At 32.0% G+C, this 14519-nt stretch carries 14 protein-coding genes and 1 pseudogene; 4 read left to right on the top strand and 11 right to left on the bottom strand.

From position 1 onward, the window contains the following. Nucleotides 1-337: 337 nt before the first annotated feature. The 5 genes from LG295_RS01385 to LG295_RS01365 all read right to left on the bottom strand — a co-directional run bounded on the left by LG295_RS01385 (nt 338) and on the right by LG295_RS01365 (nt 4883). A complete protein-coding gene (locus tag LG295_RS01385) occupies nt 338-793 on the bottom strand; it encodes a MarR family winged helix-turn-helix transcriptional regulator (RefSeq protein WP_107529870.1) in 456 nt (151 codons plus the stop codon). 336 nt (nt 794-1129) lie between these two features. Next, nucleotides 1130-2122, bottom strand: coding sequence for a mechanosensitive ion channel (locus LG295_RS01380; RefSeq protein WP_158256276.1), 993 nt, complete (start codon nt 2120-2122; stop codon nt 1130-1132). 139 nt (nt 2123-2261) lie between these two features. Continuing rightward, the gene (gene arr, locus LG295_RS01375) at nt 2262-2708 is read right to left on the bottom strand and encodes an NAD(+)--rifampin ADP-ribosyltransferase (RefSeq protein ID WP_404476821.1); all 447 of its coding nucleotides are present in this window, start codon (nt 2706-2708) and stop codon (nt 2262-2264) included. Between the two features lie 214 nt (nt 2709-2922). Next, nucleotides 2923-3666, bottom strand: coding sequence for a glycerophosphodiester phosphodiesterase family protein (locus tag LG295_RS01370; RefSeq protein ID WP_107529867.1), 744 nt, complete (start codon nt 3664-3666; stop codon nt 2923-2925). A gap of 176 nt (nt 3667-3842) precedes the next feature. After that, on the bottom strand, nt 3843-4883 hold the full coding sequence (locus tag LG295_RS01365) for a M23 family metallopeptidase (protein ID WP_326020703.1): 1041 nt from the start codon (nt 4881-4883) through the stop codon (nt 3843-3845). A 324-nt stretch (nt 4884-5207) separates the two neighbouring features. Here LG295_RS01365 and LG295_RS01360 point away from each other — a divergent pair, with 324 nt between their 5' ends. Beyond that, nucleotides 5208-6398 carry an MFS transporter gene (locus LG295_RS01360; RefSeq protein ID WP_107529865.1) on the top strand — a complete coding sequence of 397 codons (1191 nt, stop codon included), beginning with the start codon at nt 5208-5210 and terminating at the stop codon, nt 6396-6398. A gap of 60 nt (nt 6399-6458) precedes the next feature. On the opposite strand, the gene LG295_RS01355 is transcribed toward LG295_RS01360, so the two are convergent. Continuing rightward, nucleotides 6459-7436, bottom strand: a complete 978-nt coding sequence (locus LG295_RS01355; protein WP_404476194.1) for a tRNA dihydrouridine synthase — start codon at nt 7434-7436, stop codon at nt 6459-6461. Nucleotides 7437-7737: 301 nt separating this feature from the next. Then, a pseudogene (locus tag LG295_RS01350) lies at nt 7738-8917 on the bottom strand (YbfB/YjiJ family MFS transporter). Nucleotides 8918-9097: 180 nt separating this feature from the next. On the opposite strand from LG295_RS01350, the gene LG295_RS01345 reads away from it, so the two are divergent. Both LG295_RS01345 and LG295_RS01340 read left to right on the top strand, forming a co-directional pair. Beyond that, on the top strand, nt 9098-9901 hold the full coding sequence (locus LG295_RS01345) for a DUF3100 domain-containing protein (protein ID WP_107529863.1): 804 nt from the start codon (nt 9098-9100) through the stop codon (nt 9899-9901). A gap of 5 nt (nt 9902-9906) precedes the next feature. Further along, the gene (locus LG295_RS01340; protein ID WP_039067556.1) at nt 9907-10359 is read left to right on the top strand and encodes a hypothetical protein; all 453 of its coding nucleotides are present in this window, start codon (nt 9907-9909) and stop codon (nt 10357-10359) included. Between the two features lie 69 nt (nt 10360-10428). Here the strand turns inward: LG295_RS01340 and LG295_RS01335 are convergent, their stop codons facing one another. Both LG295_RS01335 and LG295_RS01330 read right to left on the bottom strand, forming a co-directional pair. Beyond that, the gene (locus LG295_RS01335) at nt 10429-10770 is read right to left on the bottom strand and encodes a DoxX family protein (protein ID WP_107529861.1); all 342 of its coding nucleotides are present in this window, start codon (nt 10768-10770) and stop codon (nt 10429-10431) included. A gap of 26 nt (nt 10771-10796) precedes the next feature. Next, nucleotides 10797-11354: a TetR/AcrR family transcriptional regulator gene (locus tag LG295_RS01330; RefSeq protein ID WP_107558459.1), complete on the bottom strand. Its 558-nt coding sequence runs from the start codon at nt 11352-11354 to the stop codon at nt 10797-10799. 176 nt (nt 11355-11530) lie between these two features. Between LG295_RS01330 and LG295_RS01325 the strand changes: the two genes are divergently transcribed. Beyond that, a complete protein-coding gene (locus tag LG295_RS01325; protein ID WP_404476192.1) occupies nt 11531-12436 on the top strand; it encodes a DsbA family protein in 906 nt (301 codons plus the stop codon). A gap of 123 nt (nt 12437-12559) precedes the next feature. Here LG295_RS01325 and LG295_RS01320 read toward each other — a convergent pair whose 3' ends face one another. Beyond that, nucleotides 12560-12886 (bottom strand): hypothetical protein, encoded by a 327-nt coding sequence (locus LG295_RS01320; protein WP_326020699.1) that lies wholly within the window; start codon nt 12884-12886, stop codon nt 12560-12562. A gap of 98 nt (nt 12887-12984) precedes the next feature. Continuing rightward, nucleotides 12985-14505, bottom strand: coding sequence for an aldehyde dehydrogenase family protein (locus tag LG295_RS01315; protein ID WP_404476190.1), 1521 nt, complete (start codon nt 14503-14505; stop codon nt 12985-12987). Between the last annotated feature and the right edge of the window lie 14 nt (nt 14506-14519).

Raw genomic sequence — 14519 nt, 5'->3', positions numbered from 1 at the left:
GAATCTTCCTAGATTGCTCACTTACATATCAACACGATTAAACTTTAACGACTTATAGACGCACATAAAAGAGATTATAGAGACCTATGATTATAATTAAATTGTGCCATCCCTCAAAAATTGTATAATTTAAAACACAACTAATTGAAATATTAATTATGTTATTCCTACCTATAATCAAAAATTCCGAGACATCTAATGATATCCCGGAATTTTTATATAGTATAATTTAGTTTTTTCAGACTCATGTAGGTAGCATTGTATTCATACAATACTACATTTTAAAAACTTTAGACCTATCAACCTTAAAAAGTGAACTGGATATTGTACTAACTTTTTAATCTTTCACTTCATCTTTCAAATATTTTACCTCTTGAAATCCTGTACGATACGAAGCAAATTCTTCCATAATTGCATACCAATCATTTCCTACTTTTTTTTGAATATCTCTAAATAAATCATTCTGTGCTTTGTTTAATTCACGCACTAATTTTGTACCTTTTTCAGTAGGATAAAGGGCTTTGACTCTTTTATCGGCTTCAGTCTGTTTTTCAATAATATATGCTTCATCTTTAAGTTTTTTCAAAGTTGCGTGACTACCTTGCTTAGAAATTTCCATCCCTTTTAAGAGATCTTTGATTGTAATACCTGGGACTTTCTCTATAAAAAACAGAAATCTGTGATGTTGTCTATTCAAACCATAATCTTCAATTATTTCATCTGCGGTATTTATAAATGTTTTATACGCAAAGTAAAATAACAAATTCTCATAATCATTATTATTTCCTTCCATTCATACTCACATTCCTTATCTATATTAATCACTTTTATTATAATCGTTTTACCTTTTTCCTAGGAAATATATACACTATAACCATAACACTTTTATGATTATAACAGACTTATTGTTGAATTAATTCGTTATAAATAATTAAATTCTATACCACAGTTGACTCTAAGCAGCTAAATAAAAAGATAATAACGATATATCAATAAAACTTAACCCTTTCTATTGAATATAATACATTGTTTTTTGTATTCAACTCATAATGAGAAAAAAGGACCATTGCCCCAAAATTGGTAGCAATAGTCCTTTCGCTGATAAAGCAAAAACTACTTCTGCTTTTAATTATTTTTTATTTTCTGAATCGATTTTATTAGAGAATTTTTCAAGTTGTTTCTCGGCAAACGACTTACCGCCAATACCAAACGCAATTGCAAATGCTACAGCTACAGCACCTAAAATTAATAAGAATGCCACGTTAACAATACTTTGCGCAAAGTTTAACTGATCTAATGTCATGAATACGGAAACAATGATAACTAAGTATTTTACAATTTCAGCTAACATACCGTTTCCAGTTGATTTATTGATTAATTTTGCAACTAAGTTACCACCGATTAATCCTAGTGCTAAAATGATTGCAGCAGAAATAACAAGCGGTAAGTAACCGATAATCGCTTCACCAATTTGATTTAATACAGATAAATTTACTGTACTAAGGGCTTGGACCGTAAAGAATAAGCCAATTAGCGTAGTGATTACCCAGCCAGCTGCTACTGGAATATCTATGCTATCTTCATTTTTTCCAAAATTAACATATTGATTAAACTTACTTACGTTTAAGCTTGATAATATGTTTTTTACTAATGTACCTAAAACTTTTGCAATAAATAAACCAAGTACTAATATAACTACTGCAACAATAATTTTAGGTGAAAAGTTAAGTATACTACTCATCATACCTTTAATAGGTTTAGATACTGATTGCATGTTTAATGAATCAAAAACTGATGGTAAGAATAGTAAGAATACAAGGAAATATGCTAACTTACCAAATGTTTGTATCAAACCTGCTGACTCAGACTTTCCACTTTCTGCATCTACTAAGCCTTTTTCTTGTAACCAGGACTCAAAACCTAATGCGCCCAGCCCTTTGACTATGATATTCTTAACGATTACTGCAATAATCCAAGCAATGATTAAGAATATTAATGCACCTATAATATTTGGGATGAAACTTATAATACTATCAAGTGCTCCCATTAAAGAATCTAATATTTTACTCATGTGAATTGCCCCCTTTTTGGACAAATACCCTAGAAAAATAAAGATAATCATATTTATATAAATTTTAAAAAAACAATTTTGTAAATTAAGATAATTACACACACTACTTATTTATCAAACGCTAAATAAACAGATTACCAATTAATTAAATATAAATTAAGCGAAATTTCTATTTTTTTATCTATAACTATTAATCCTCTATAATGTCTAGACCTTCACTTCTCAACTGTTCGATACCTGCTAGCATCTGATTGATTTCTTCTTCAGAATGACTTTCCCATGAACCTAATTCTGCAACAATTTTCAATGGCTCAGTAGAACGATATGAGCGCGTTGGATTGCCAGGAAATTTCTTATCTGTAACATTGGGATCATCTTCAAACTTTCCTAGTGGCTCTACGATATAAATGTGTGCATCTGCTTCTTCTTTAGATAAAGCTACAGCCAATTCAGCCCCCCATTTTGCTGCCTCTAATGTCCCTGTAAAATAAATGTGATTCATTATGCGGTCTTGGTAATTAGATTTTTGCAAAGGCTTCAATAAATCACCTATCTGCAACTGCGCTTTTGTGCCATGTAAATATAAATCTTGTTCAAATGCTTGTTTTTGATTTTCCATAAAATAGTTACCCCTCATTTTTCTAAAACGTCTTACTATTATAGGTGCCATTTAATAAAAGAAGTAGTCTATAATATTTATTTTTCATGTAGTATAATAAACACAAAGGGCATATTTAATTGTAATTATTAAACATATTTTCAACGATATCATACATAGTTTTATATAAAATGAGGATACAAAATCACACTACAATTTTGTATCCTCATGCTATTTATTATATGTAGATAGATTAACTATTTAAATGAGCTAATTCATCCCCTTTATCTGTGAAGACCCCGTCTACTCCCCAATTAGCCAATTGATTTGCTCTCATCTTATTATTTACAGTCCATACATTTAATTCATAGCCAGCATCTTTTATTGCGCGAACACGATTTTTTGTAAGCTTTGCATCTTCAATATTAACAATTGTTGAGCCACAAAAATCTAAAAGCGTTCTCCAGTCTCCTTGAAACGCTGCTGCTTTGAAGATAACTGCTCGTTTGTATGCTGGCATATGTACTTCTGCTAACTTTACTAAATATAGATTAAAACTAGATATCAATACATTTAGGTTTTTATCTAAGTCTTTTAATTTTTCAGCTACTTGCTGAACCATACTTAAAGATAAATCACTACCGTTATCCCCGGTTACACCCTTTAACTCAATGTTTAAATTCATTTGATATTCATTAGCAAATGCAATTATTTCATCAAATGTTGGTAATTTTTCATCTTTAAATTTTGAGCCAAACCAATTTCCTGCAGAAGCATGTTTGATTTCTTCATACTCCAATTGTGTAATTTCACCAATCATATCTGTGGTTCTATCTAAAAAGTCATCGTGGATAATAACGAGTTGTTCATCCTTTGTAATTGCAACATCTAGTTCCACCCATTTTAGTCCAGTTACTTTTGCTGCCGCTTCAAATGCTGCTATAGTATTTTCAGGTGCTTTACTTGATAATCCTCTATGTCCATATATAGTAAACATCTCATCTTCCTTTTCAAATAGATTTTAATGTAATTATGATATGTCCTTTAAGATATTACAAATAATCTAAATATTTTATTGGAGTCATTCACTTATTTTATAAACATATGACTTAACAAAAAAATCGCCTTTGACACCTTTTTAAAGGTATTCAAAGACGACTAATTAATTGTTTATTATGCTTTTGAATTTACGTATGATGTAGGATCAACTGAATATTGATTACCTACGCCACCTTGCATACGTTGGAAGTGCAAGTGAGGCGCAGTAGAGTTACCCGTACTACCTGATGCACCTATTTGTTGCCCTTCTTTAACTTGCTGTCCTTTTTGAACATTTAAAGAATTCATATGCATATACCATTGATAGTTATTACTATTTTTTTCTTGGATAGTAACTTGGTTACCGCCGCCATAATTACTCCAACCACTTTGAATTACTGTACCATCAGTTAATGAATAAACTGGTGTGTTTTCAGGCATAGCGTAATCGACACCATAGTGCGCACCGCCACCATGATATTGACCGTATGGTTGTAATTGACGGTTTTTAGTTAACCAATTTGATGAATTTGAGTTGCTTGTTGAATTTGAATCCGATGTATTGTTTGAAGTACTTTGTTTTGTTGAATCTTGGGCTGTTGTATTAGTTGTTTCATTTGATGTTGCATTTGATGTTTCATTTGATGTTGCATTCTGTTGTACGTTTTGTTCACCGTTACCATCATTACGTGTATAACTATCATTGTAGTCTACATTTGATGTTGCTTGTTCAGATGAAGTTTGAGCAGAAACTTCGTCTGAACTATTTATGCTTTGTGTATTATTTTGGTTTACATCATAACCATCTTTTTGAACTGCTTCATGGCTTTGGTTAGCAGAATAATTGTTATCATTATTTACTGTTGCATTTGCATCTCCACTTTGATCATTCATAGGGAAATAAAAGTAATGATAATTTCCTTCGCCATCAATTAAATAGAAATAATATTGTTGTTGATCAAACATAGATTGGTCCCAATTACCATCTAGTGTGTGATGATAATTACCGCTAGCATCTTGATCAATATAACCATAGTTAAAAATACTATTAGAAGACTGGTTACTTGAATATTGTGAATTAGATTGATCATTTTCTGATGCTTGTGCCTCTCCTTGTGCTATGCCAATTGCTCCCAATGACAATGTAGCAATCGTTGCTGTAACAAACTTTTTCATAATTAATAAATCCTCCCAAATTTTTTCTTAAGCTAATATATCAGATCAAGTGATTTAATAGAATAGTAGACATTGTTTTTTAATTTACTGGTAATTATTTTGAGATAGCTGTAATTTTTTTGAATATTCCTAATATGGCCTTTTATTTGGGAAATTATCTATATGATTATCATTAATAATTCAATTCATTGAGTTATTATCTTTCTAGTTATATTATTTGACAAATTTTATCAATCTTTCACATTCAAATAAAAATAATATATTTTTTATATTATTAATTACATGCTACGATAAACACATCAACTAATAAGTGAGGACATGACATTGAATAATTTAAAAAACAACTATGTAGCAAAAGGTTCAACAGATTATCTCAAAATTATTGTTGCACTCTTTATTTCTGGTTTTACTATCTTTTCAATCTTATATAGTGTTCAACCATTGATTCCACATTTTACAAAATCATTTAATATTAGTGAAACTGTTGCGAGTTTAGCTTTATCAGCAGCAACCATCACCTTAGCTATTGCTATGTTATTTTTTGGTGCACTATCCGAAGTTTTAGGGCGTAAGTCTATCATGATCTTTTCGGTTACATCTGTTACGCTTTTAGCATTAGTTCAACCCTTTGTGGCAGACTTTAATACCTTTCTTATAATAAGGTTGATACAAGGTGTTTGTTTAGCAGGATTACCTTCTATAGCTATGGCCTATATTGGAGAAGAAATTTCACCACATAACTTGCCTGAAGCCATGGGAATTTATATAAGTGGAAATGCCTTTGGAGGAGCTTTTGGCCGTATATTTACAGGATTTATTTCAAGTATTTATGGGTATCAAATCGGACTTTTATCTATCGCAGCAATTAGTGTCATTGCCACTATACTGTTCATAGTTTTAATACCGAAGTCTAAACATTTTGAAAAACAGCCTTTTTCTGTAAAAACATTATTAGTTAGTTATTATAATCATTTAACAAATATTCGATTACTCAAACCCTTTATGATAGGCTTTCTACTACTTGGCTGCAATATAGCTGCGTTTAATTATATTGGTTTTGAATTAGCAGATAGGCCGTACAATTTGCATGATAGTATCATTAGCTTTGTTTATTTATTATTTTTAATAGGCATGATTTCCTCGATTTTAAATGCAAAATTACGTACTAAATTAGGTACTTTAAACGCGTTAAAATTTAGCGTTTTATTACTAATTATCGGGATAAATATTACTTTATTATCACCTCTATATTTTAAAATTATTGGTTTAGCATTTAGTGTCTATGCATTTTTTAGCGGGCATGCAATCTCAAGTGCAGTAGTTACCAGTCGCGCAGAAGACCATAAAGCACAAGCTTCTAGCCTATACTTATTATTTTATTATATGGGATCCTCTGTTGGCGGTACTTTAGCTGGTGTATTTTATAACTTTATTCAATGGCCTGGCGTAGTTTTAATGATTACAATTTTTATGATTATTGCCTTTGCTATTTCTCTTACTATTAAACAAAAATAGACTTGGAAATCTAAGTTTTAAGATTTCCAAGTCTATCTTGTTATTTATATTTAAACTTTACTATTCTACTGTCGATTCTATTTGTGCTTCAAATTCATCAAGTAATTCACGAGCCTCATCTGTTGTATTTGTGCTCATTAACTGGTGTCTTAATTCGCTAGCTCCTCTAATACCACGTACGTATATTTTAAAGAATCTACGTAAAGGTTTAAATAAACGTGATTCATTTTTTGAATATTTATCAAACAGGTCAAGGTGTAACCTTAATAATCCTAAAAGTTCTTCACTTGTATGTTCTCGTGGCTCTTTTTCAAATGCGTAGGGGTTATGGAAAATGCCACGCCCGATCATTACGCCGTCAATACCATACTTTTCGGCAAGCTCAAGTCCCGTTTTTCTATCTGGAATATCTCCATTAATCGTTAACAATGTGTCTGGTGCAATCTCATCACGAAGTTTTTTGATTTCTCCAATCAATTCCCAATGTGCATCTACTTTACTCATCTCTCTACGTGTACGAAGATGAATAGATAGGTTGGCAATATCCTGTTCAAACACATGTTTCAACCAGTCTCTCCACTCATCTATTTCAGAATAACCGAGTCTTGTTTTCACACTTACTGGCAGACCACCTGCTTTTGCTGCTTGAATGATTTCAGCTGCAGTTTCAGGTCGTTGTATTAGGCCTGAACCTTTACCCTTCGTTGCAACATTTGCTACTGGGCACCCCATATTTAAATCGATACCTTTAAAGCCCATCTCAGCCATACCAATACTCATTTCACGAAAATGCTCAGGTTTATCTCCCCATATGTGAGCAACCATTGGCTGCTCATCTTCCGTAAATGTTAAGCGACCACGTACGCTGTGTATGCCTTCAGGATGACAAAAACTTTCTGTATTCGTAAATTCAGTGAAAAATACATCAGGTCTTCCCGCCTCACTTACGACATGGCGAAAGACGACATCTGTAACATCTTCCATAGGTGCTAAAACAAAAAATGGACGTGGTAATTCAAGCCAAAAATTTTCTTTCATATATATTTAAACCTTCTTATCTATTATTATCTCGAATTTTTATCCATGACGATATTACCACAAAAAGTCAACTTACACAAAAGTAAGTTACCTAAGGAAAAACTATCTAAATAAACCTTACTATCAGTATGTTACAAAGAAGATAAGGGGCCTGCTTTTATTCACAAATCAGATTTCACATAAAATGACGAACTATATTATTTGGAATTTAAGAACACTTCAAACGAGATAGTTGAAATTGTAACAGACTAATACCTCGCTTAAACTTTTTCAATAAATTACTTGGAAATAACAGAATAATTTAACTTCCATTGTTCCCCTGATAGCTATATATAATACTTAACAAACCTACACATAATATGGAAGCTGCAAAAATTAGCGATGCATTGTAATCCCCTGATTCACCAATTAATATACCTGAAAGTGCTGGTGCAATCATTTGTCCTAAACTGTAAATAACTGTTAATAAAGCTACCAAATTTACTTTATGATTACCTTGAAACATAAGTGTTTGTGCCTTAGACATGAATAATGTTGTTAACCCAAGGAATGTTGCTCCAAAAAACAGAGAACTAATTATTAAGCTCACTACATGCCCTGAAAAAACAGGTAGTATCACAGCAATATATTTTACATTTGTAGTACAAATGTAAAATATATTGCTTTCGCATGCCCTACCTTATTTGCCATCATAGACCATAAAATCGTAGAAGGCACAGCACCTAAACCTACAAACATCCAACTTAACGCTGCATAATCCACTAGTCCTGGTATTGATTTAACGATGGCTACTAAGAATGTCCCTGTAATAATGTAACCAGCACCTTCACAAAAATAGGCGATTGAAAATCCCCAAATAAATTTTTTCTTCAATTTAATTGTTTTGGTATGTTCAATATTTTTTGATTTGAAATTTTTATTTTCGTTATTGTGATTTTCGTGCATACCAAATATAACAATAATCCCTATCATTAAAGAAAAAATACCTAGTGATATCCAAGTAAGCTTCCATGTGCTCGCTGTAGTAAATAAGAAAATAAAGATACTACTTGTAAAAATACCTAAACCTACACCACTATATAACAGACCTGAGATACCATCTTTTTTCGCTATTCTTAAAGCTTCAAGCGTTACATTCGATGCTAACACAAAAACTGTACCGCTTGTTATTCCAGAAACCAAACGCAAAATACACCATAGTTGAAAATTATCAGAAAGCCCCATCATTAAAGTCGAAATAATATTTATAAATAAATTTTCAAATCTGTAACCTTACTAAACATAACAATCCATATAGGAACCATGGCGCCTATCAAGTAACCTAGATAATTAATCGTAACTAGTAAACCAGCACTTCGATTATCTAACCCCCCTGTTTGCTGCATAAATGGCAATATAGGTGTGTATGCAAAACGTCCAATCGCCATCACTATAAATAAACAAATCATTCGCAATAAAAGTTGTCGATAAGCATGTTGCATCTTCTTCACACCTTTCCATTTTAGTAATTCCATTATACGCTTAAATTCCATATTTACACTTATCAAATTTCTAAAGTATATAAATTATATTGATACCCTTTTCATTTTGAAATATTAAGTATAGAATAGATTTTATTCGTATTTTCAATTTTCTGAATATTTTAATTAGGAGGTATCGATATGAAACAACAAAATATACTTTGGAAAGATTGGAGACTACATGGCATTGTATTAATTATTATGATTATTTCTGAAGTAATTGGTGCACATAAAATACCTTTAGGGATAACTTCAATCCTTTTATTACCAGTTGTTTATGCAGTGTTACTCGGCTTAGGAGTTTATTTCACGCCCATCATCGGTAAAAAACAAGCTAAAAATTCCGAACCAATGGTATTTATTTCAGTAGCACTGCTTATAGCAAAATTTGGTGTAGAAGCAGGGCCCGCATTACCGAAAATCATTACAGCTGGGCCTGCTTTAATATTACAGGAAGCCGGCAATTTAGCTACGATTATTATTTCATTACCATTAGCTATATTATTAGGTTTACGACGTGAGTCTATAGGCATGACTCATTCAATCGGTAGAGAACCTAATTTAGCGCTGATTACCGAAAAATATGGCATCTCTTCCCCCGAATGGCGAGGCGTGATGTCAATGTACATATTTGGAACCATTTTTGGGGCAATATTTTTTAGTATCTTTTCTGGCATTTTAGTTTCTATTTTACCATTTAGTCCAATTGCTTTTGCCATGGCTACAGGAGTAGGTAGTGGCGTAATGACTGCAGCTGCTCTGGGACCTTTAGTCGAAATGTATCCTGACCAAGCTAGTACAATTACCGCATTTTCTGGCGTAAGTAATCTTCTAACGTCAGTGACAGGACTTTATGTTGGTATTTTAATTGCTCTACCTTTAACCCGAAAATACTATAGCTTGATTATGCATGTTAAATCAAAAATCACAAAAGATAAGGAGTGACTACGATGTCTTCAAAAGTTACAAATTGGATTCTCACCTTATGTATAGTAGGAATTATTTCACTTTTTAGTAATTGGATTGGTTATAGCGTCATGCCTATTGATGCAACACCGGGCATCCTTGCTTTAATGGGTATTGCCTTATTAGGTTTGATTTTACGGGATATCGTGCCTTTAAACATACCAAGTATTGCTTATATTGGCATATTAGGTTTAATCATCACTATCCCTGGGGTTCCTGGATCCTCACATATTGTCGAATGGACTGAAAAAGTAGATTTACTATCATTAGCCACACCAGTTGTTGCATACGCAGGTGTCTCAATAGGAAATTCCTGGGCTGATTTTGCAAAGTTAGGGTGGAAAACCATTGTTGTAGGTATTGTTATTTTGCTCAGTACATATATCGGTTCTGCACTTGTAGCAGAAATTGTATTAAAAATTCAAGGTCTAGCTTAAGCAACTACAAATAACCCCCAGCTTAAAATAAGTTAACTGGGGGCTTTAATATTAAAAATAATAACGTATCTAAATATAATAGATAAACACACAAAAATTTAATAAAAACAAGACGATTGCTGGCATCGCTTTTGTAACTGGATCTTTACCTAAAAGAATATGTGACAATGCACCAGTCAACATAGTTAAACCTATTAATACACTAGCAAATATTGCCAATGGACTATAGAAAACACCGATTAACATTGCTATAGCTCCAATAAACTCAAATGCTCCAGTGATTTTATTAAAAATAGGCGGGTACCCAAATCGTGCAAATTCTTGTTTCATCTCACCAGAAAATATTTTAAATCCCGTCATGATAAAGAATAAACCTAGGATTACTTGCAATATTAAGATAATAATTCCCATACAACCATTCCTCCTTTAATCGTTTTCTATCGACTTACTAAACCAGATATAATATAAGGTGTTACACGTTTAATATAAGACTCGGCAGAAATATCACTATAACCTTCACACCATTTTTCAGAAGCTCTATAAATACTTGCACTTAACATGCTAGCTGCTAATTGACGTGTAGATTCGTCCTCAAATTTCACCTCGGCCAATAACCTCAACAACACACGTTCAATATGTTCTTGAATAATATTACCAATCGTTTCAGGATAACTTCTATGGCATCTTCGACTCAAAGATAGTTGAAATTCTGCTACAATTTCAAAAATATACGCAAGCGTTGCTTCATCTAATTTCTTTTGATCAAAATACTCATAGTTCAAATTAATTAATAATTCTTCTGCGAGTGCTTTGTCTAACAAATCATATATATCACTAAAATGATAGTAGAATGTAGCTCTATTGATAAGCGCCTGTTGGGTAATATCTTTTACTGTTATATTTTTAAAATCCTTTTCATCTGATAACTTAATAAAAGCTTGCATGATAGATTTTCTAGTTTTGATTACGCGCAAGTCTGATTTTGATTGTACCATTCGACGGCCTCATTTCCCTCCAACAATGAAGTATTGATGTTGAATATCCAACATTATTGACAAGTTGTTGGTATTTATAAATCCTATTACTGCTTATTATAAAACTATATTACTTTTAATTAAACTTTGGAGGTCAAATTATGGAGAAAAATATGGTATGCAATATTTAATCAGGAGTGTGCAAACCTAGTGATTCGAATAAAGTAGAAACACTTAATTTAAATACAGAGACGTCTAAGCAGACTTTATATTATGTCACCGACCCTATGTGTTCTCATTGTTGGGCATTTGAACCCACTTTAAATAAATTATTGGTACAATATGGACATTTATTTAATTTCCAAATGGTGATGGGTGGACTATTAGAAGAATGGGGAGAAGGACCTATAGATCCAGCGAATGGCATTTTCAAACCGGCAGATGTTACACCACACTGGCAAGAAGTAGGACAATATTCACGCATGCCGATTGATGGCACAATAATGGAAATTGATCCTGTACAATACTCATATCCGACATCACGCGTTTATAAAGTAATTCAACACTTAGACTCACCTACAGCTGCAATAAAATTTATTAGGGTAGTAAGGGAATCAGTATTTGTTTTTAACAAAAATATTTCTGATGAAAATGTACTTAAATCACTGCTACAACAATTTTATAAAAATGAAGACACAATTCGTATAAAAGATATTTTAGCTTTATCAAACAGTGCCAAAGGAAAGCAATTGCTTCTTGAAGATTTTGATTTAGTTCATAAATTAGGGGTTCGAAGTTTTCCAACTATAGTGCTATTAAACGATGATAATCATGGCGCTAAAATTGTAGGTGCAAGAGAACTCAATGTATATGTAGACACACTTAAGGATTTAAATAAATCAAGTAAAGTTGATCCCAAGCCCTTACCAGATTTGTCATTATATTTAAAATCCCATCCAAGGTTATTTTCTAAGGAAATTGAAGTAATGTATGATTTAAAAAAAGAAAATATGTCAGAATTTATACAACAATATTTAAATCATTCTAACTATACTACTCAAAATATATTAGGCGAAAACTATTACGAAAACACTTTAAATTAAGATAAAAGGAAACACCAAAATCGAGGATGCAATTTTGGTGTTTCCTTCTTAATATCATTGCGTATTTTATTTTAATATAAACTAATTAGATTTTTAATGGGACTATATTTTTATAGATATCAACTATACATTCAAATACTCATCATAATCAAATGTTTCAATATTATTGGTAACAACTACACTTGTATCAAGCTTAAATTTAAGATATCTACTCACTTCACAGACGGCATTAACTTGCAAATTTTCTATTTCATTCATCTCGAGCAGTATAAAACGCAGTGATTCTGAATGATGATTAGATTGAGCAAGTAGCTTCTCAATACTTTCTAATAATAATGCCTTATAATTATTTCCAGAAATAGCCACTACTCTGGAATTAATTGGTTCTTTATTTTTATTTCTTAAATAGAATAATGTATTGCCTCTACTATACTGAATAATAATAAACATAATAAGTTCCCCAATTCTAATATTATATTATTTATTATTATACTGTACACATTTAGCGCAATTTATAAACAAAATAAATTAAATTTACAACAATTTTTTTAAAACAATCCTGTTGGTTTCGTATCATAACTAACCAATAAATTTTTTGTTTGTTGGTAGTGGTCTAGCATCATCAAATGATTTTCTCGACCTATACCGCTCATTTTATAACCACCAAAAGCAGCATGTGCCGGATAAGTATGATAATTATTAACCCATACTCTACCAGCTTGAATACCTCTACCAGCGCGGTATGCTATATTCTGATTTCTTGTCCAAATACCAGCACCTAAGCCATAAATTGTATCATTTGCCATGGCCAATGCCTCATCGTTATTTTTAAAGGTGGCTACCGACAATACAGGTCCAAAAATTTCTTCTTGGAAAACACGCATATTTTGATTACCTTTAAAAATAGTAGGTTCGATATAAAAACCATTTTTTAAATGCTCATTTTCTTTTCTTACATTACCTCCAACAAGTATTTCTGCACCTTCATCTTTACCTATATCTAAGTATTTCTTAATTTTTTCTTGTTGTTCATTGGAGGTCTGTGCACCTACCATTGTTGTATCATCCAATGGGTTACCTAGTTTTATTTTATTAACTTTATCAATACATAATTTTATAAATTCGTCATAAATGTCTTCATGAATCAATGCTCTAGAGGGACATGTACAAACTTCACCTTGATTTAAGGCAAACATAACTAACCCTTCTACTGCTTTATCTAAGAATTCGTCGTCCTTATCCATAATATCTTTATAAAATATATTTGGTGATTTGCCTCCTAATTCCAGAGTTACTGGTATGACATTATCACTGGCATTCTTCATAATAATCTTACCTGTTGTTGTTTCACCGGTAAAAGCGACTTTATTAATCTCTTTATGCGTAGCAAGTGCTTCACCAGTTTCATTGCCAAACCCATTTACGACATTTATTAATCCTTTTGGTAAAATATCTTCAATTATTTCAATGAAATGTAGAATAGACACAGGTGTTTGTTCTGCTGGTTTAAGAACGACAGCATTTCCAGTCACGATAGCCGGAGCAATTTTCCAAGTTGCCATAAGTAACGGGAAATTCCACGGAATAATTTGACCAATGACTCCTAACGGTTCTTTATAATGATAAGCTACTGTATCATTATCTATTTGTGAAATACCACCCTCTTCGGCACGTATCACACCTGCAAAATATCTAAAGTGATCTACAACTAATGGTAAGTCTGCAGCAAGTGTTTCTCTCACAGGTTTACCATTATCAAAAGTTTCAATAACTGCTAAGTATTCTAAATTCTCCTCTACACGATCCGCAATATCTAATAAAAGTTGTGACCTTTCAGCTAATGACTTTTTTCCCCACTCAACTTGTGCTTTTTTAGCAGCTTTTACTGCTAAATCTACATCTTTTTGTGAAGACCTAGGTACTTTTGCATAATGATCACCCGTAATTGGGGAAATATTATAAAAATATTCACCTTCCTGTGGCTCTATCCAACTTCCATCAATAAAATTACTATATTGCTCTTTAACTTTGTATTTTGCGTTACTTTCATTTGGATTTGTATAAATCATATAAATACCTCCTT

Source organism: Staphylococcus pseudoxylosus, assembly GCF_044794325.1.
Taxonomy (GTDB): Bacteria; Bacillota; Bacilli; order Staphylococcales; family Staphylococcaceae; genus Staphylococcus; species Staphylococcus pseudoxylosus.
This window is presented reverse-complemented; position numbering and strand designations above follow the sequence as displayed.

Bases quoted from the DNA above. Each gene is read 5' to 3' on its own strand.
- LG295_RS01330 (WP_107558459.1), bottom strand. From the start codon at position 11,354: ATGGTACAATCAAAATCAGACTTGCGCGTAATCAAAACTAGAAAATCT.
- LG295_RS01355 (WP_404476194.1), bottom strand. From the start codon at position 7,436: ATGAAAGAAAATTTTTGGCTTGAATTACCACGTCCATTTTTTGTTTTA.
- LG295_RS01380 (WP_158256276.1), bottom strand. From the start codon at position 2,122: ATGATTATCTTTATTTTTCTAGGGTATTTGTCCAAAAAGGGGGCAATT.
- LG295_RS01335 (WP_107529861.1), bottom strand. From the start codon at position 10,770: ATGGGAATTATTATCTTAATATTGCAAGTAATCCTAGGTTTATTCTTT.
- arr (WP_404476821.1), bottom strand. From the start codon at position 2,708: ATGAGGGGTAACTATTTTATGGAAAATCAAAAACAAGCATTTGAACAA.
- LG295_RS01370 (WP_107529867.1), bottom strand. From the start codon at position 3,666: ATGTTTACTATATATGGACATAGAGGATTATCAAGTAAAGCACCTGAA.
- LG295_RS01320 (WP_326020699.1), bottom strand. From the start codon at position 12,886: ATGTTTATTATTATTCAGTATAGTAGAGGCAATACATTATTCTATTTA.
- LG295_RS01345 (WP_107529863.1), top strand. From the start codon at position 9,098: ATGAAACAACAAAATATACTTTGGAAAGATTGGAGACTACATGGCATT.
- LG295_RS01365 (WP_326020703.1), bottom strand. From the start codon at position 4,883: ATGAAAAAGTTTGTTACAGCAACGATTGCTACATTGTCATTGGGAGCA.
- LG295_RS01315 (WP_404476190.1), bottom strand. From the start codon at position 14,505: ATGATTTATACAAATCCAAATGAAAGTAACGCAAAATACAAAGTTAAA.
- LG295_RS01385 (WP_107529870.1), bottom strand. From the start codon at position 793: ATGGAAGGAAATAATAATGATTATGAGAATTTGTTATTTTACTTTGCG.
- LG295_RS01340 (WP_039067556.1), top strand. From the start codon at position 9,907: ATGTCTTCAAAAGTTACAAATTGGATTCTCACCTTATGTATAGTAGGA.